Genomic DNA, 17435 nt, shown 5'->3' on the forward strand with positions numbered 1-17435 from the left:
TCGTTACCGACTTCAGCTCCTGTTGAGCCTGATCGCGACGATGACTGCCATGATGGCGATCAGGATCACGAGGATGACGAGGAGGATGGTGGTGATGGTCCACTCGTTCTGCTCGACGGGTGAGGGCTCGGGAGTGACGATCTGCTCGGTTCCGTACAACTGGTAGGAGTTGACGAGGTCTTCGAGGTCGGTTCCGGACACGGTGAACTTCAGGTCCTTGAGGACCGTGTTGTCCATGGTGTACAGCTGTGCGGTTCCCTCGTATCCGTTGTACAGGGTGTACTTTACGGTGTGGGTTCCTGCCTCGAGAAGGACTCCGAGACCGTGATCCTCATCGTACGAGTAGAAGATGTTGCTCGCTCCGTCACGGATCATCTCGATGTTGTCGATGGCTACGGATTTGATTCCGGAGTCGGTGATGATGATGACCTGGTAGATGGCGGTCTCGACGATCGCGTACAGGGTCTTGTCGGCGGTGACGGTGATGGTAGCACCGGCCTCGGTCGCGGTTCCGGATCCGTCGGCTTTGGTGTTCCAAGAGGTCAGGATCGCATTCTCGACGGGTGCGAACACGGGTGCGGCAACGGTGAATCCGTTGTTTCCGTAGACGACGAACCAGGTGGCCTTTCCTGCGATGAAGGTCACTGAGACCTTGTTTTCGAGGGATGCCTTGGCATCGTCGTCGAGGGTAGCGCTTCCGGAAACGTAAAGGACGGTTGCGTTAATAGGTCCGCTGAGGGAGGCCGCAGCCGCTGTTCCCTTGTCGATGTTGTCCTGGGTCATTCCGATGTATCCGGTGGTGACCGTGAGGATTCCCTCTGCAACAGTGGTGGTAGCGGGGTCGACAACGACGGATCCGAGGTCGTTCAGGGTGGTGACCGTGGCCTGCTTGCCGTTCTCGACGTAGAAGGTTCCGTTGACCGTCAGCGTTCCGTTGACAACGGTGTTGACGGTGTTGGGGACGGATACGATGGCTCCGGATGCGATCTTCATGTTTCCGGTGACGGCTCCGAGAGCGACGAAACCGGAATCTACGGTGAACGAGCACTTGGAGGGTATGGTCACTGAACTGACGTACAGGATCTTATCCGCACCGTCAGTGTTGAACACAGTAAGCTCGGAGACCTTGGAAGCGGTGACCTTAGCATCGCTGTAGACCAACGATCCGGTGTAGGTTCCGTTGTTGTCGAAGTTGACGTACGTGAACGAGAGTGTTCCGGAGACCAGCTTGGCCGCCGAGTTGATGGTGAATGTCTTCACGGAGCTGGAGGTTCCGGCCCATGTGACATCGCCGGTGGTGACCTCTCCGAAGATCTCCATCGAGGAAGCGGCGGTGTTCACTGCGACTGCAACGGGCGATACGTAGTTGTATGCTCCGGTGGAGTCGGCGAATGCGTAGTATGCTCCGGGGATCGAGTAGTAGTCGTATTCGACGTCAGCCATGCTCTTGAAGATACCGTTGACAGCGATACATGCTGTCGCAGGATCGGAGATTAGGGAAGCGGTGGTGCCGAACACTGCGTCCTCGTAGACGGATGTGTCGACGAGCACGGGCTCAGCGGTCTGGAGAACTCCGTTGACGGTCAGTGTCGTTCCGGGAGCGACCTTCAGTACCTTGGAGGCGGGCACGTTGAGGGTGACGCCTGCGGGGATGGTGAGGTTGTTCTTCAGGACGGTGACGTCAGCAGTGGTGGTGACGGTGTCTCCATCGGAGGCTCCGGCGATGGCTGCGTACACGTTGGTGTACTTCTGCATATCGCCGTTCTTCACGTAGACATCGCTGTAGATGGTGTTCTGCTTGTTGTTCCTGTAGTTCTCGAAGATGAGGGTTCCGTCGACGTTGATCGTCAGATCCTTGACGACCGCTCCGTCCTCAACCGTGACGACGGCGGTGTTGTCGATGGATCCGATCCAGATTGTTCCGGTAGCGGTGTTCGTCTTAACGGTCATACCTTCGGGGATGGTCATGCTGGTGTCCACATAGTTGTTACCGTAGACGTAGACCGTGTCCTTCTCCAGGAGAACCGCGGCAGCGATTGCATCCTCGAACGTCGTGTAGACGTTGTAAGATGTTCCTTCGACAGTGATCTTGTACATGGTTCCATTGACGTAGGGGTCGACACCCGCGAACTTGGTGCTCAGGATGGTGACCGTTCCGTATGCGTTGATAGAGGCACCGGCAGCACCGACAATCTGTGAATTCGCCGCGGTGGCGTACAGATCTCCGTTAACGTCGATGTTTGCCGTGGTGTTCAGAGTGACGCTCTCTCCGAGGGCGAACTCGTCGTTGACCTGTACGAACTTGGCTCCGGACAGGGAAACTGCCAATTCTGCGGGTTCATCCGTTGCTACTGCGTAGCAGGCGACGATACCGTCGAGGATCATGTAGTTGCTGTAGTAGGTGTCGGTTCCGTCCACAAATGTGGTAACGTTCTCGCTGATCGTGAATCCTCCGACCACGTTCGCAGCTGCAGAGTTAAAGGTGAAGGTGTTAGCGTAGGTCGACACGGTATTTGAACCGGTCAGGGCGTCCGTTCCTGCGAACTTCAGTCCGTTATCGGTGATGGTGAATGCATGATTTCCATCGGCGCCGAGGACACCTACGACGACCTTGGCTCCGCTTGCTGCCTGGTTAATGGTAACATCAGCTTTCATGGTAGCCTCAGGGATGTTGACGGTACCCTTGTTGACAATACCGTTGATGCTTATGTTCGAGCGGAGGTTGACAGTTCCGCCTGCGGCGACAGTGAGTCCGCCGTTCAATGCGGTTGAGGTTGCATCATCCTTGATATCGATGATACCGCCGCTCTTGACTGTGGTGTTGGGTCCGATAGTGACGGTTCCCTCGGAAACGAGGGATCCTGCGATGTCTACTCCTTTGGCAGCCGTTACGGTAAGGGTTCCGCCTTCCTCGACGATGATCTTTCCGTTGACGGTAACCTTTGCGATATCACTGTTGACGACGAGGGTCGATCCGTTCTCGACGGTGAGTGTGACTCCCTCGTTGACGATGAGTTCTCCCTTGATCGTCACGGTCGAGTGGTTTCCGATCGAGAGCGATCCGATGACGATCACCTTCTCCGACTGACCGTAGGTCTTGTCGGCCGCGATGTCCTGGTCTACGTACTGGGTCCTCTGTGCCTGTGAGAGGTCGATGTCTCCGGTTCCAGTGATAGCAACCAATCCGCTGATCTGTGCGGTCGCGTAAGCGATGAACTTGGCTTTCACACTGCCGACCTTAGGAACAGTGATCGTTGCACCGGTTCCTGCAACGGTGACATCATCCTCGTCTACAGGAACGATGGTTCCGTACACATACATGTACTCGGACTCTGTCGGTGCTGCCGTTCCAACGAAGTATTTAATATTACCTGCGTCAGAGAGCTCAAGAACTCCACCGTTGTTGACGACGAAGTTGACGAAACGGACATACGTGTTTGCCTCCACATTTCCGTCTCCGTGGATGGTCAGAGTTCCGTTGAGGGATCCGCTGATGATGACGGTTGCACCGTCAGCGACCACGATATCTCCACCGGCGATAACACCGTTCACAAGGACGGATCCACTGGAGAATGTCATGGTGCCTCTCAGAGCAGTTACGGAAACAGTGTCGACACCATTTCCGATAGCGCCTGTGATCGTTCCGGAAGTGATGGTCAAATTACCGTCTGCAACATTGACTGAATCTGCAGTGAAAATGGCACCTTCTGGCAAGACATGATCTTCCGTCAATACAAGATTGGTTGCTGTGATGTCAGTCGCTCCAGCAGCTATGGCTGCCTCAAAGAGGGTTTCATTGTCTTCGACATCCAGAGATGTAGCCTCATAAACGCTAGTTTTCAGTGTACTCTTATGATATACATCACCGGATACGTATGTGACATAATCTACAGCAGTATCGCTGGTAGAGTTAAGGTAGACTGTTCCTCCAGTGACAGAAACTTTGTTATCGTTTGCAGTAAGTGCTGCAGTCTCTGCGTGGAGCGTACCTCTGACATACATGTTGGATGTATTCGTGAGAGTGAATACTCCTGCTCCTGCGAACGATACAGAAGCTCCCTTGGCGACTGCAACGGCAGCACCGTCGCCAAGAACGAGGGCTCCGGTACCGTTGACAGTCACAGTTCCTTCGATTGTGACCTGAGTAGCGATGCTGACGTATGCGCCTGTTCCGATGGTCAGGGTGCGGTCTGCAGGAACATCGGCTCCAAGAACTACCGCCTTATCATCAGCCGCAGTGATAATCTGGACATTTCCTGCAGTCCATGTGCTGACGGTCGCCACATAGGATTCGGAGTCTGCGATGTTGATGACTCCGGTGAATCCGTCAAGTGTGATCGTGTTCGTGGGTGTTCCGCTTGTATTGATCGTTCCGGTGAAGTTATCGAAGGTCCAGGTTGCCGCAGCTGCCTGAGCGTTGGTCCAGGTAGCTGACGATTCGCCTGATAGTGTGATCGCGGTAGAAGCAACGTTCACATTGCCTCCGGTTGTAGAACCGTAGATCATACCTGTGGATGTCGCAACGAGTGAATATGACGTCTGCTCTCCAGCTGCCCAGCCTGTGCTCCTTCCATATTCTGCATATGTGCACTCTTCGTACGCCTGTCCAGCCAGTATCGATGTGCCGTCGATCCAATCGGATCCGAGAGCCCCATTGACTGTTGTGTAGATGACAGTGCCTGTTCCAGTGGTCCTCGTAACATTGACGTACGAGGCATAGATTGCAGCTGTTGAATCCGCGTTTCCAGCTGCCGTGATCTGAGTTCCGACTTCGACGAGGATAAGGATCGGTGACGCATCATCTGCTACTGCGGGCATGGTTACAGATGCACCATTACTGAAATAATAGATCATTCCAGGTTCGAGAGTCGTGTCTGTCGGGTTCTCAATGATCGCATCTGGATTCGTGGCTGTCGTCCAGGTAATCTTGTAGCTTGTTGATGACCATGTCAATCCGTCTACCCCCGATACTGCATCGTCCTGCTCAGCAGGTGCGATGACAGCAACGGCGGCGAACGCCATAGCAAGAACAGCTAGGACTGCCAGGAATTTCATTCCTTTTGTATTCATTATTCATTTCTCCTTTTCAACGGCTACTCGGCCACTGAATCGGGTTCCCACCGGATGATGGGTGATGTCGAAAATCCTCGGTCAGTCCTACACGGATCCCAACCCTTTGTCAATGGTTCCGTGCGGGCCTTTTACCGCTAAGACCATCCTTCTCCCTCAGGCCCCTAATTTCCCTCGGTACGAAAGAATCGGTCGAATACTCTCAATCCCAAGAAGATATTAAGAAGACAAGGAATCCAAAGCAAAGCATCACAAAGCAGGGTTACCCCATTGCATGCAATCGGGTACACGTTTTCTAAGGTTTACTTCAAGAATCGATGGTATCGATCATCTGGCGGATGACGGATGCGATCTTCCTGCCCTTCTCCGTGATGACGATGACGCTCATGTTGGTCCTTCCGGTATGATACATCTCTATCAATCCCATGTCCCGGAGGCCATCCAGCTTGGAGACGACGTTGGCGGAACGGGATATGCTGTTGTAGATGTCGGATTTGACGACGGGGGACATGGAATCGATGAAGAGGATCATGCTCATGACATGCTTGCCCTCCAGTTTCTCCAGGGTGTTCTTGGGTTCCGGCCTCGACTTCTTGTCCAGAAGGTACCTCTTCACCTCGTCGGGGAGGTCCTCGTAAGGTATGGGCTGATTCCAAACATTCGTGCGGCCGTCCACGGCCTTCCCTAATTGGATCGTGAGCCTCCGATCGCTGTTTTTCAGCCCGTCATCCTCCGACATGATTTCGGTCTCCTTTTTATCGAAAACTCGATTTTTTATGTTTAACAATCAATAAAACGGTATTAATTATTTCCCTTAAATGAAAGTACTTTAACATTAGTCAAGATTATTAAATTAACTGATATAGTTCTATAAATTGTATGGCAAAGAGGCCGATCAGCGCTTTCGACTCTACATACGTCTTCCCGATTCTGAAAAGGGTCCTGGTTCAAGGTGAGGTAAAACTGGACGACCTTGTCGATATCGGAAAGTACAACACGCTCTGCCCCAGGATGGACATGCTGGTTGAAAACGGCATTTTGAACGTCGCATTCAGGAGAACCGGAAGGCAATGCAAGATATACACCCTGACCAGAAGAGGTTTCAATCTGATCAGCGCACTCATCCTTTCGGACTCGATATTCAGCGACACGCTCGATATCACGGATTCGGAATTGAAGGAGCTGCTGAAGCCGATCATGAAGCATACGAGGTACGCATCGTACGCGGAATAACCGTGGACAACGTAACGAGGATTGTCTATCCGTCAGCAAGTCTAACGCTGCATACGCTATGCGTGATGTTTTATCTATGACGACAGGATAACCAGCGGACAGTGAGCTTTCAATGAGCGATGAATGGGTCAAGATAGCGGCACCTGCGACGTCTGCCAACATCGGAGCCGGTTTCGATACCTTCGGAATGGCCTTCGAAGGTCCCTGCGACATAATCGAGGGAAGGAAGACCGAATCCGGGATCAGGATCGTCGAGGTCAACGGGCCGGGAGCTTCCAGCATCCCGAGGGATCCCGAGAAGAACTCCGTCAGCATCGCGGCCAAGAAGGCTCTGGAGATGGCCGGAGCGGACTTTGGTATCGATATCAAGATCACCAAGGGCATCAGGCCCTGCAGCGGCATGGGCTCCTCAGGCGCATCGGCATCGGGAGGCGCATACCTCGGATACGTCCTCACCGGAGAGAAGCTCTCCATGGACGAGGTCATCATCGCAGCGGCCACCGCCGAAGGTGTCACATCCGGGGGATTCCATGCCGACAACGTGGCCCCGTGCATCCTCGGAGGATTCACCATCATAAGGTCCAACCAGCCCCTGGACGTCATGTCCGTAAAGGCACCTGAGAACCTGGGGATTGTAGCGGCACTGCCGGACGTAATGGTCCCCACGAAGGATGCAAGGGCGGTGCTTCCCAAGGAGGTATCGCTGAAGGACATGGTCTTCCATATCGGACACTCGTCATCCCTTGTCTATGCGATGATGTCCGGCAATATCGACCTCATAGGAAGGTCCATAGCCGACGCGGTCATCGAACCCGCGAGGCAGAAGCTCGTACCTCACATTAAAGAGGCCGAGGAGGCCGCTATGGCCAACGGCGCGATCTCATCCTGCATAAGCGGATCGGGACCGTGCATTCTATCACTCTTCAACAAGGACAACAACGACGGCAAGGCGATAGCCGATGCCGTCCGCAAGGTCTATTCCGACAACGGTATGGCCTGCGACACCTGGATCACGAACTGCGGTACCGGATGCAGGAGGATTTGAAATGGCAGCACACAAAGTAATCTGTTGGGATTGCGGAGCAGAGGTCGACGACCCGTTCGTCAACACCTGTCCCAAATGCGGCGGTCTCCTGACCGTCAAGATGGATCTGGAGAAAGTCAAGGAGATGAAGCCGGAGGACCTCCGCAAGGAGCCCATCGGAGTCTGGAGGTACCATCCGTTCATGCCCGTGGACCCCAAGAACAAGGTCTCCATCCAGGAAGGCGGAACACCTCTGTACCCGACCAAGGCGCTCGGCGAGGCCATCGGTTGTAAGAACGCTTTCGTCAAGTTCGAGGGACTCAATCCCACTGGATCCTTCAAGGACAGGGGAATGACCATCGGAGTCTCCCACGCGAAGGAGCTCGGAGCGACCACCGTAGGATGCGCATCCACCGGAAACACCTCCGCTGCGCTGGCGGCCTATGCCGCCAAGGCAGGGATGAAGTGCGCCGTGTTCCTCCCTGACGGAAACGTCGCCATGGGAAAGCTCGCACAGGCCCTGTTCTTCGGAGCCAAGGTCCTGGCGATCGATGGTAACTTCGACGACGCCCTCGCACTGGCCAGGAAGATGGCCGACGAGAGGAAGCTGTACCTGCTCAACTCCATCAACCCCTACCGCCCCGAGGGACAGAAGTCAGTCCTCTTCGAGATCATGGACCAGCTGTCCTACGACATCCCCGACAGGATCATCCTGCCTGTCGGCAACGCTGCCAACATCTGGGCCGTCTACAAGGCATGCATGGAGCTGAAGGAGGTCGGATGGATCGACAAGGTCCCCATGCTCACCGGTATCCAGGCCGCGGGTTCAGCGCCTGTCGCAAGGGCGTTCGCCGCCAAGAACGACAACTTCGAGCCGGAACACAACCCCGAGACCATCGCGACCGCCATCAGGATCGGAAACCCCGTCAGCGGAAGGAAGGCACTCAAGGCCATGTACTCCACCGGAGGTTACTGCACCACCGTCACCGACGAGGAGATCATCGCGGCTCAGCAGCTCCTCGGAAGGAAGGAGGGAGTCTGCGTGGAGCCCGCATCCGCGGCATCGGTCGCAGGACTCAAGAAGCTCATCAACCTCGGAGTGGCTGACAAGGATGAGCGTGTGGTCTGCATCTGTACCGGAAACGGTCTGAAGGATCCCAATGCAATCATCGACAACTGTGTACCCCCGATCAAGTGCGGAAACTCGGTCGCAGACGTCGAGAGGATCCTCTCCAACTGATTTCAGAAATCGAAGAGGTTGGTCTGTTTAGGACCATCCTCTTCCACTTTTTTCTTCTCATCTTCAACAGGTTTCTCGTCATCCATCGGGATGTCGAATTCGGCCGCCATCTCATCGAGCATCGCTTCCTCTTCAGAAGGCGCCATCTTCTCGACGACGAATGTCTTGCCTCCGGCCTGCTCCTTCATCTTGGCAGCGAGCGCAGGACCGATCCTCGGGATGGCTGCGAGCTCCTCCTCGCTAATCGCAGCGACATCCGATCTGGTGCGGATGCCCTTGTCGAACAGGACCCTGGCCCTGCTCCTTCCGACACCTCTGAACGAGACCAGTTCGATGAGTTCCTCTTTCACTCCGTATCTCACGCGGGTCATCAGAGGACGGATCTTCTTCATGGCATCAGGGTTGAACATGTATGCGATCTCGCTCATGGCGTAGATTATCCAATCCATCATGTCGATCTTGGACCTGATGTCACCGGGACCGATGCCCATGGTCTCGGTCAGGGTGTCCTCGTCCATCTCTTCGATCCAATCGTTGATCAGCAGAGCGACCTTCAGGTCGCTGTTCACGAACTCTGGATCGTAATCCTCGATGTCATCGGGATCGACCAGCATCTTGTCCCAAATCTCATCCGAGACGGCGTTCAGCCTGTCAAGGTCGGATTTCTTCGGATACATTCCGATGACATCCGGAGTCATGGCCGCCGCAAGGAGGATCTGTATGTTCTCCGTGTCGTCATTGATGTTCGTGACCGCCTCTCTGAGAATAGATGCTGAAGCAGGGTCGATGTAGAGGTCGGACACACGCTTTCCGAAGGACGTTGCCCTCAGGACCTCGTTGTGGGACCTGGCCATGTCCTCCTCAATCAGGGACATTACGATGCTGTCCACGACGCCCTCGATGCCGAAGAGCTGTGAGACTGTACCGAAGAACGTCTCCTTGAGGAAGTCTATGATTCCTTCGTGACTGTCCGCATCGCCTGTGGCCAGCAATCCGAGCACGTGGCTTCTCAGGACCTTCTCGTTGAAGAGCTTGGATGTCAGGCGCTCGGTGTCGTGGTCGACGTAGTCCTCCATGAGGTGGTCGAAGTCGGCCTGATTCTTGGCGACCAGGACCGCTTCACCATAAGGATCGTAGCCGGGTCTTCCGGCACGACCGCACATCTGCTTGACCTCCATCACTGAGATGGGGGAATTGCCATAGTTCGATTCGTAACGTGAGGTGTCCCTGACGATGACTCTTCTGGCAGGGAGGTTTATTCCCGCTGCCAGAGTGGGTGTTGCGACTATGCATTTGATGGTTCCGTTGCGGAAGTTATCCTCGACGTACTTCCTCTGCTTGTAGGTGAGTCCCGCATTGTGGAATGCGATGCCGCATTTCACGCAGGATGAAAGCTTCCTTCCTGTTGCTGTGGATTCGGAGGAATCCCCTTCCAGGACGTAGAGTTCCTGAGGGGTCAGCGTCCTTCCGGCAAGTGCGCTCATGTTCTTGGAGTACTTGACCGCCAGAGCCTCCGTGGATCTCCTGGAGTTGACGAACACCAGGCTCTGGCCGCCGTCCTGGACGGCCTGCTTGACAAGGCTCCATACTTCTTCTCCGTCAGAGGGCACTTCCCTGGACGTCCTGTCGTCGAACTTGATCATGCCGTCGTAGTAGACTCCTTCCTTAAGCGGGATGGGTCTCCAATCGCTCTCGACCAGTTTGGCGTGAAGCCATTCCGCAAGGTCGAACGCATTGGACATCGTGGCGGACAGGGCGATGATCTGGAGATCCCTGTTCCTTCTCATGAACTTGGTCAGTGCGACCTCAAGCGTAGGCCCCCTTCCGGGGTCGTGTATCATGTGGATCTCATCAGCTATCACAAGGCCGACGCTCTCGATCCACTTGCTCCCGTGGCGTATCATCGAGTCCGCCTTCTCGGACGTCGCGACTATCACGTCGGCATCCTCCAGACCCTTATCATCCGAATCCAGGTCCCCGGTGCTCATATGCGCCTTTATGCCCAGATGTGAGAACTTGTCGAAATCCTCCTTCTTCTCGGAGGCCAGTGCTTTTAACGGCACGATGTAGAGGACCTTCTTCCCCTTCTGGACCATCATCTCCAGAGCGGGGATGTATCCTATGAGCGACTTTCCGCTCGCCGTAGGTATGGCAGCCACAAGGTTGTGTCCCTATAGCGCTATGGGGATGGCCTGCGCCTGGGGAGGGTGAAGATTGACGAAGCCTGCCTCCATGAGGGCCTCGGCGACCCTATCGCAGACCTCAAGCTCGTCTACCCTCATTCGGATCACTGCTTGCACAATTCCCTTATGATCTCCTCGATGCGGTCCGCATTGTCGTTGCCGACGCGCGCACCCTTCCTCTCGAGGTAGATCCAATCCCTCTTCTCGCATTCCTCTTTGAATTCGGGATTGGTGACTGCGATGAGCTTGCCCTTGCCGATCTGGTCGGCCTCAAGGAACAGCCTGAAGAGCTCCTTGGGCATGCAGAAGATGACCTTGTCGAAGGCGTTGGCGATGTAGGAGACCTGCTCCACGTATCCTTTGTTCTGGTCCACCGCTTTGAATTCCTCAGCGGTGTCCATGGTCTCCTCGTATCCTGTGACCATGTAGTTGCCGGGCACGAATCCGTAGCGTGCGCTTATTACACCGTACGAAACGTCGCAGATCTTCCTGTCCTTATCGTCCGTTGCGGTGTCCAAGCGTGCGACCAGGTTCTTGACCTCGGTCGCCCTTCCCTCGAACATCTCGAATGCCGACAGCAGCTTGCTCTTGTCCTTGAACACCTTGGAGTCGTTGGTGACCACGAGGATGCGCTTGTTCATGTGGAGGTCCGTCATCAGTTGCGTCATGTCAAAGCCTCTTGTTTCCTAATCTGTATGCGATGCTGCAGTTACCTTCCGCGGACACCATGCAGGGGCCCATCGGGTTGGTGGGCTTGCAGACCTTTCCGAACATCGGGCACTGCTCCGATTTGATGAGTCCCCTGAGGACGTCGCCGCACTTGCATCCCTTAGCCTCCGCCTCGACAGAGGGAGTGGTCTTCAGGATGTCCTCGTGCACCTTGGTGGCGTCGTGGTCCGCGAACTGGGGCTTGAGCGCCAGTGCGGACTTGGGCACGTTGGGGAATCCCCTCCAGTAGCGGTCCACCGGGGTGAACGTGTCTTCAATCAGCTTCATAGCTATGGGGTTGCCCTCGGTCCTGACAAGCCTTGTGTACTCATTCTCCACCTCATGCCTTCCGTCCTTGATCTGCTTGCACAGCATGTAGACGGACATCAAAAGGTCGAGGGGTTCGAATCCGGAGACCACCTGAGGCATGTTGTAGGGCCCTTCCGAGAATGGTTTGAACATCTCAGTTCCCGTGACGACGGCTACGTGTCCGGGCTCGATGAGTCCTTGGATGTTGGTCTCGCCGAGGTCGAATATGGTCTTGAGCACAGGGGGGCAGATCCTGTGGCAGCTGTACACGCTGAAGTTCTCGGGGCAGTCGTCCTTGTGGAGGGGGACGCAGGTGGAGGGGGCGGTTGTCTCGAATCCGACCCCTACGAAGACAAGGGGCTTGTCGGGCTGGTCCCTGGCCATCTGCACGGCATCGTCTATGGAGTAGACGATCCTCACATCGGCTCCTTCGGACTTCGCCTGGAAGAGCGACCCGATCGTGGTGGGCACCCTCATAAGGTCGCCGAAGGCCGTGACGGTGACGCCGTTCTTGGCTAGCGTGATCGCATCCGCTATCTCTTGGCTGGTGGTGACACACACCGGGCATCCAGGCCCCTGAGCGATCTCTATGCCCACGTCGTTCAGCATCTGCTCCAGACCGAACCTGACGATGGTGTCCTGGTGCGTTCCGCAGATATGCATGAACTTGGCCTTCACTCCCATGTCCTTGATCCCGTTCAGGATCTTCTTGGCCGTCTCCTCGTCCCTGTACTTGAACATCACTCTGCCTCCTCGATGTCCATGCATTTCACTATGCATGACTGTCCCTTTATGACATCCACCGCACCGCCGCATTCGGGGCATGCAAGGACCGGGATTGAATGAGAATCGAAATCCGGGTCCGTGAGCACCTTGGCTGGGCCGGTGAAGCCGCATGATTTGCATTTCAGTTCGATAGGCTCGTGCTCCACAATGAACTCCGAACCCTCAAGGATCGTCCCGCGGGTCACGATCTCGTATGCGAAGCTCATCTGCTCCTCACCGAGGTTGGTGAGGTCTCCGATTATCACGGTGACGCTATTGACCTTTGTCACCTTGTATTTCTGGAGTTCCTTGATGATCGCATCGACCAGTGTGGCTACGACTGAAACCTCGTGCATCTAAGTCGGTTATAGCTGGGGAGCATATAAGTTGATGGCCCACAGAAGCGGGATTACTCAAGGTATGCCTATGAGGCAACGAATGATGTCGCTGATGTTCTGACAAGCATCATTTCTTGACCGATTTTCCGTGCTTGCAGTATTTGATGACCTTGCACCTCTCGCAGTGCGGATGGTTCGGAAGGCACACCACCTGGCCGTGCCTGACCATGTACCTGTTGATATCCGACCAGCGTTCCCTTGGAGTGATGTCCATGAGGGCGAATTCAGTCTCCTCGGGATTCTTCGTATCCACAAGCCCCATGAGGTTCGAGATCCTGTGCACATGCGTGTCCACGCAGATAGACGGGATGTCCATGGCATAAGACCTCACACATGCAGCCGTCTTCCTTCCTACCATCGGCAGTTTCATCATCTCGTCGGTGTCGGAGGGCACGACGCAGTCGTACTCGTCCCTGAGAATCTTGCAGCATTCAACGATCGCGGTCCCTTTCTGCCTGGGGAATCCGGCAGAGTGGACTAGCTGTATGACGTCCTCCACATCGGCATCCGCGATCTCCTCCACGGAATCATACTTGTGGAAGAGATTATCCGATGCCTTCCTGGTGTTGTCGTCCTTGGTGCGCTGGGAGAGGATCGTGGCGATCAGCACATGGAACGGATCGCACGGCCACTCGGGATTCAGTCCTTCTGAGTTCCTTCCGGGATAGGCTCCCTTGTTGTAGTCCTGCGACAGTATGTCCAGTATCTCGCTCACTTTGTTCTTTCCAGCCATCTAAGACAGTCCTCCGCGGTCCTGAAGGAACCCGTCACCAGAATGGTTCCTCCGTCATTAATTGCTTGCTCCACAGCATCTCCTACGGTCTGACAGACCGTCACATCGCTGTGGTGCCTTCTGTAAATCGATCCAAGATGATCCTTGTCCGCCGCTCTTGGGGAATTCGGTGAGGATACGTAGATCTTCGATGCTATCGGAGACAGCAACTCCGCCACACCGTCCAGGTCCTTGTCGCTGAGCATCGCTGAGACAAGGATGACCTTGCCGTAGATCTGTTCTATGTCATCCCTAAGGCACTCCGCTCCTTTCTTGGTATGGGTGACATCGAGGATTATCGGCAATCCTTCCAGCTTCTGCATCCTCGCGGGCCAGCAGGCGCAGTCCAGACCTATTGGGACGAAATGCATGATCCTGCTGTAATCCTTAAGCGAGCGCACCGCTTCGATCGCCAGAGCGGCATTGCGGCCCTGGAATCTTCCAGGCAGACCGACGCGATAGTTGCTTTCGCAGTAGCGCATAATGATGTGGTCCGATGCGTTCTCGAGGACTTCAACTTCCTCGGGGTCGATGACCGTGAGGGAGCATCCGAGCCTCTCCGAGTTCTCGGTGATTACGTCAAGAGCCTTTCCTGTGTTGATTGTGACGCAGGGAATGTCGGGCTTCATGATGCCTGCCTTCTCGGATGCGATCTCCTCGAGAGTGGAACCCAGATATCTGGTGTGCTCCATGCTGATGTTGTTGATCACAGTGACCTCCGGCTCCACCAGATTGGTGCAGTCGAGCCTGCCTCCCATGCCGACCTCGACGATAGCGATGTCCACTCCCTCTTCACGGAATGCCGTGAGGGCACATGCGGTCAGGGCCTCGAAGTTGGTGCATTGGCATCCGGATCCTTCGGATGCCCTTTTGACCTTGGACAGGCAATCTTCCAGGAGATCATCGGAGATATCATCTCCGTCAATGCGGATGCATTCGTTGACCTTCAGAATATGAGGTGATGTGAACATCCCCACTCTGTAACCAGAAGCGATGAGGATCGATTCAAGCATGCAGCAAACAGAACCCTTGCCGTCGCTGCCCGCAACGTGTATGGTCCTAAGGCCCTTCTGCGGATCATTAAGTGCTCCCAGCAGGGCTGTGATGCTCTCAAGTCCGGGCTTTATCCCGCGGACGTTGAGTCCATCCAACCATTCGACGTTCGGACCGCTCATGCTCAACCCCATAGAAGGTAGTCATAAAAACATGAGCGTCCCTTCGACAATCGATGAGAGGAGCTGTAGTCATCAACGGGCACCTTTGCAACGATTCCTTCAGGGAACCTGCCGATATGATCGTCCAGGCAGGATCAAGGGCGGGCATCCCGATAGAGGTCTTCCACAACACCGATCTGACCGTTCCCATTGGGGATGAGGAGGCGTTCCATGAGAAGCTCGGCGATTGCGATTTCGTCGTATTCTGGGACAAGGATGTGAAGCTCGCCAAGAACCTGGAGGTGTGCGGATATCCGGTGTTCAACTGCTCTGAGTGCATCAGGGTATGCGACGATAAGTCCCTCACCCATCTCACATTGGCAGATTACGGCATCCCGTCCATCAGGACTCTGGCCTCCCCGATGACTTTCGGACAGCCCCTCGGGGATTGGGTGAAGACCGCCCAGGACATCCTCGGCTATCCGATGGTCGTCAAGGATTGTTTCGGCTCCTTCGGGGAGCAGGTGAGGCTCATCGTCGATGAGACCGACCTAATGAACGAATCATCGGATCCAGTTCCGAAGATCTTCCAGGAGTACATCGAATGCGATGCCGAGGACATAAGGATAGAGGTCGTCGGAGAGAAGGTTGTCGCATCAGTCAAGCGCAAGGCCGCAGAGGGTGATTTCAGGGCCAACGCCAGCAACGGAGGCACCATGACCAAGTACGTCCCGACGGAGGAGGAAGCGATCCTCGCAATAGATGCTGCAGCGGCGGTCCAGGCGGACTTCGCCGGAGTGGACATCATCAATTCGCCGGAAGGCCCAGTTGTATGCGAGGTGAACTCCAACGCTCACATCACTAATCTGAAGAACGCTACCGGCATCGACGTCTCCGACCACATCATCAGGCATATAGTCAACCTCATACAGTGATACTTTGAGATGCTGGATTCTCTATGACAGGACGGACCTGGAGTCCAATACGTTCTTCGCCGAACGTCTAAGGGATTGCGGCAACGAGCTGGGCATGGATTGTTCTATCGTTACCACTGATACCATGGACATCGAGGACGCTCCCGAGATAGTCATCTCGCGCATAAGGGACAGCGATCTCGTCTCACAGCTGGAGGATTACGGGAGCACCGTGTTCAACAAATCCTCTGTCTGCAGGATATGCAACGACAAGTCATTCACATACTCCTTCGTGAAGAGCCTGGGGATACCGATCCTTCCTTTCTCGTTCCCTGGGCAGCAGCTTCCGCCAGGTCCTCCTTGGGTGGTCAAATCATGTATAGGCCACGGAGGGTCCGAGGTCTTCAAGGCTGAGAACGAGAAGGAAGTATCCGAATACTGCGACAGACTGGACGGAAGGAAGCCCATAGTCCAGCAATTCGCATCATCCCCTGGCAGGGATCTGCGCGTCTATGTCCTCGGAGGCAGGATAATCGCATCGGTCATGCGCTCGTCTGATTCGGATTTCAGGGCCAATTTCAAGCTTGGCGGGAAGGCAGAACTGGTCGAGCCTCCAGCAGAGGTCGTCGATATTGTGAGAAGGATAGTCCCCGAACTCATGGCCGATTTCATCGGCATAGACTTCGTGTCCGGGGACGGTAAGGTTTACCTGAACGAGATTGAGGATGTGGTGGGCACCAGGATGCTCTACTCGCTCACGGATCTCGATCCGGCGAGGATGTACATGGAGTACGTCGCTCACTCGAAGATGTCCTTGTAAATGCTGTCGACGAGCTCCGCGTAGGTCATGCCCTTGTTCTCGGCCACCTTGCGGACGAGGTCCATGGTTCCGGATCCGTACTGGGCCGCCTTCTTCTTCTTTTCAGCGATGAAGGGGTATCCGAGGTTGGTTGCAACCTGCCTGAGGAGTATCTTCCTGTGATCCGCATCGGCGGGCTTCAGCTCGTTGAGGTCCAGTGCGTTGACCTGCATGGTGACGATGGAATCCATGTAGGGGTACAGGACCTTCCTTCCGAAGTGGTCAGCGACCTTGGTCTCGTGAGGGATGGTAGAGGAAATGAGCTTTCCTAGGTCCGCCTTCCTCATCCTGTCCAGCTCATCGATGGAGAGTCCGATGTACTTCGAGTATCCGGCGAAGAGCTCGTCAGATCCCTGTCCGCTCAGCACGTACTTCTCGCGGACGGTCCTGCATACGAAGAACAGCGGGAGCTCGAACGAGAGGGTAAGAGGGCTGGAGGTCCCGGTAATCGAGATCATCTCCCTGAGCCTGGCCTCGATGTTATCCTCGGTGAGGGGGATGTGAAGCCAGGGTAGGCCGAGCCTCTCTGACATCTCCTGTGCCATGACCACGTCGTATGACTGGTCCTTACCGGACGTGTACAGGGTCACGGATCTTGCGTACTCTTTCGCTATCGCGGCCACGAGGCCGGAGTCCAATCCTCCGGAGAATGCCACAGCGATGTCCTCGCCCTGGACTTGGCTCTTGATTGCCGAAACGAGCGCGTTCTGGAGATTGTCGATTTCAACGGACATGTGACTGTGATTGCTGAATGACCTTAAATAACGTGCCATGCGGGACCAGAGAATCTGACACATAGTCCGTCA

Annotated in this window: 14 protein-coding genes; 5 read left to right on the forward strand and 9 right to left on the reverse strand. The window is 55.2% G+C overall.

What is annotated here, in order from left to right; genetic code table 11:
* Positions 1–12: 12 nt before the first annotated feature.
* Together PED39_06190 and PED39_06195 are read right to left on the reverse strand one after the other, a co-directional pair.
* A complete protein-coding gene (locus PED39_06190) occupies positions 13–5070 on the reverse strand; it encodes a hypothetical protein (GenBank protein WII07177.1) in 5058 nt (1685 codons plus the stop codon).
* 307 nt (positions 5071–5377) lie between these two features.
* Entirely contained in the window at positions 5378–5809 is a 432-nt protein-coding gene (locus tag PED39_06195; GenBank protein WII07178.1) for a hypothetical protein, read from the reverse strand.
* Positions 5810–5949: 140 nt separating this feature from the next.
* Here PED39_06195 and PED39_06200 point away from each other — a divergent pair, with 140 nt between their 5' ends.
* The 3 genes from PED39_06200 to thrC all read left to right on the forward strand — a co-directional run bounded on the left by PED39_06200 (position 5950) and on the right by thrC (position 8567).
* A complete protein-coding gene (locus tag PED39_06200) occupies positions 5950–6303 on the forward strand; it encodes a hypothetical protein (protein ID WII07179.1) in 354 nt (117 codons plus the stop codon).
* 112 nt (positions 6304–6415) lie between these two features.
* A complete protein-coding gene (locus PED39_06205) occupies positions 6416–7348 on the forward strand; it encodes a homoserine kinase (GenBank protein ID WII07180.1) in 933 nt (310 codons plus the stop codon).
* Between the two features lies 1 nt (position 7349).
* Positions 7350–8567: a threonine synthase gene (thrC, locus tag PED39_06210; GenBank protein ID WII07181.1), complete on the forward strand. Its 1218-nt coding sequence runs from the start codon at positions 7350–7352 to the stop codon at positions 8565–8567.
* A 2-nt stretch (positions 8568–8569) separates the two neighbouring features.
* Here thrC and PED39_06215 read toward each other — a convergent pair whose 3' ends face one another.
* The 6 genes from PED39_06215 to PED39_06240 form a co-directional block, all read right to left on the reverse strand.
* A complete protein-coding gene (locus PED39_06215) occupies positions 8570–10726 on the reverse strand; it encodes a DEAD/DEAH box helicase (GenBank protein WII07182.1) in 2157 nt (718 codons plus the stop codon).
* Positions 10727–10854: 128 nt separating this feature from the next.
* A complete protein-coding gene (locus tag PED39_06220; GenBank protein ID WII07183.1) occupies positions 10855–11418 on the reverse strand; it encodes a hypothetical protein in 564 nt (187 codons plus the stop codon).
* 1 nt (position 11419) lies between these two features.
* The gene (gene hypD / locus PED39_06225) at positions 11420–12508 is read right to left on the reverse strand and encodes a hydrogenase formation protein HypD (protein WII07184.1); all 1089 of its coding nucleotides are present in this window, start codon (positions 12506–12508) and stop codon (positions 11420–11422) included.
* Positions 12508–12888 (reverse strand): hydrogenase maturation nickel metallochaperone HypA, encoded by a 381-nt coding sequence (locus PED39_06230; protein WII07185.1) that lies wholly within the window; start codon positions 12886–12888, stop codon positions 12508–12510. The genes hypD and PED39_06230 overlap by 1 nt, the downstream gene beginning before the upstream one ends.
* 109 nt (positions 12889–12997) lie before the next feature.
* Entirely contained in the window at positions 12998–13663 is a 666-nt protein-coding gene (locus PED39_06235; GenBank protein ID WII07186.1) for an endonuclease III, read from the reverse strand.
* Positions 13642–14877 (reverse strand): bifunctional folylpolyglutamate synthase/dihydrofolate synthase, encoded by a 1236-nt coding sequence (locus PED39_06240; protein WII07187.1) that lies wholly within the window; start codon positions 14875–14877, stop codon positions 13642–13644. Before PED39_06240 ends, PED39_06235 begins: the two co-directional genes overlap by 22 nt.
* Before the next feature lie 53 nt (positions 14878–14930).
* On the opposite strand from PED39_06240, the gene PED39_06245 reads away from it, so the two are divergent.
* On the forward strand, positions 14931–15791 hold the full coding sequence (locus PED39_06245) for a RimK family alpha-L-glutamate ligase (GenBank protein ID WII07188.1): 861 nt from the start codon (positions 14931–14933) through the stop codon (positions 15789–15791).
* Between the two features lie 4 nt (positions 15792–15795).
* A complete protein-coding gene (locus PED39_06250; GenBank protein ID WII07189.1) occupies positions 15796–16590 on the forward strand; it encodes an ATP-grasp domain-containing protein in 795 nt (264 codons plus the stop codon).
* Here the strand turns inward: PED39_06250 and PED39_06255 are convergent.
* Positions 16569–17363 carry an asparagine synthase-related protein gene (locus PED39_06255; protein ID WII07190.1) on the reverse strand — a complete coding sequence of 265 codons (795 nt, stop codon included), beginning with the start codon at positions 17361–17363 and terminating at the stop codon, positions 16569–16571. The two genes, PED39_06250 and PED39_06255, sit on opposite strands and share 22 nt — an antisense overlap.
* Positions 17364–17435 lie beyond the last annotated feature (72 nt).

It is taken from the genome of Methanomassiliicoccales archaeon LGM-RCC1 (genome assembly GCA_030168575.1).
GTDB lineage: Archaea > Thermoplasmatota > Thermoplasmata > Methanomassiliicoccales > Methanomethylophilaceae > Methanoprimaticola.

Coding starts and splice junctions, on each gene's coding strand:
- PED39_06240 (WII07187.1), bottom strand. CDS start 14,877: ATGAGCGGTCCGAACGTCGAATGGTTGGATGGACTCAACGTCCGCGGG.
- PED39_06255 (WII07190.1), bottom strand. CDS start 17,363: ATGTCCGTTGAAATCGACAATCTCCAGAACGCGCTCGTTTCGGCAATC.
- PED39_06220 (WII07183.1), bottom strand. CDS start 11,418: ATGACGCAACTGATGACGGACCTCCACATGAACAAGCGCATCCTCGTG.
- thrC (WII07181.1), top strand. CDS start 7,350: ATGGCAGCACACAAAGTAATCTGTTGGGATTGCGGAGCAGAGGTCGAC.
- hypD (WII07184.1), bottom strand. CDS start 12,508: ATGTTCAAGTACAGGGACGAGGAGACGGCCAAGAAGATCCTGAACGGG.
- PED39_06235 (WII07186.1), bottom strand. CDS start 13,663: ATGGCTGGAAAGAACAAAGTGAGCGAGATACTGGACATACTGTCGCAG.
- PED39_06195 (WII07178.1), bottom strand. CDS start 5,809: ATGTCGGAGGATGACGGGCTGAAAAACAGCGATCGGAGGCTCACGATC.
- PED39_06230 (WII07185.1), bottom strand. CDS start 12,888: ATGCACGAGGTTTCAGTCGTAGCCACACTGGTCGATGCGATCATCAAG.
- PED39_06245 (WII07188.1), top strand. CDS start 14,931: ATGAGAGGAGCTGTAGTCATCAACGGGCACCTTTGCAACGATTCCTTC.
- PED39_06200 (WII07179.1), top strand. CDS start 5,950: ATGGCAAAGAGGCCGATCAGCGCTTTCGACTCTACATACGTCTTCCCG.
- PED39_06205 (WII07180.1), top strand. CDS start 6,416: ATGAGCGATGAATGGGTCAAGATAGCGGCACCTGCGACGTCTGCCAAC.
- PED39_06190 (WII07177.1), bottom strand. CDS start 5,070: ATGAATACAAAAGGAATGAAATTCCTGGCAGTCCTAGCTGTTCTTGCT.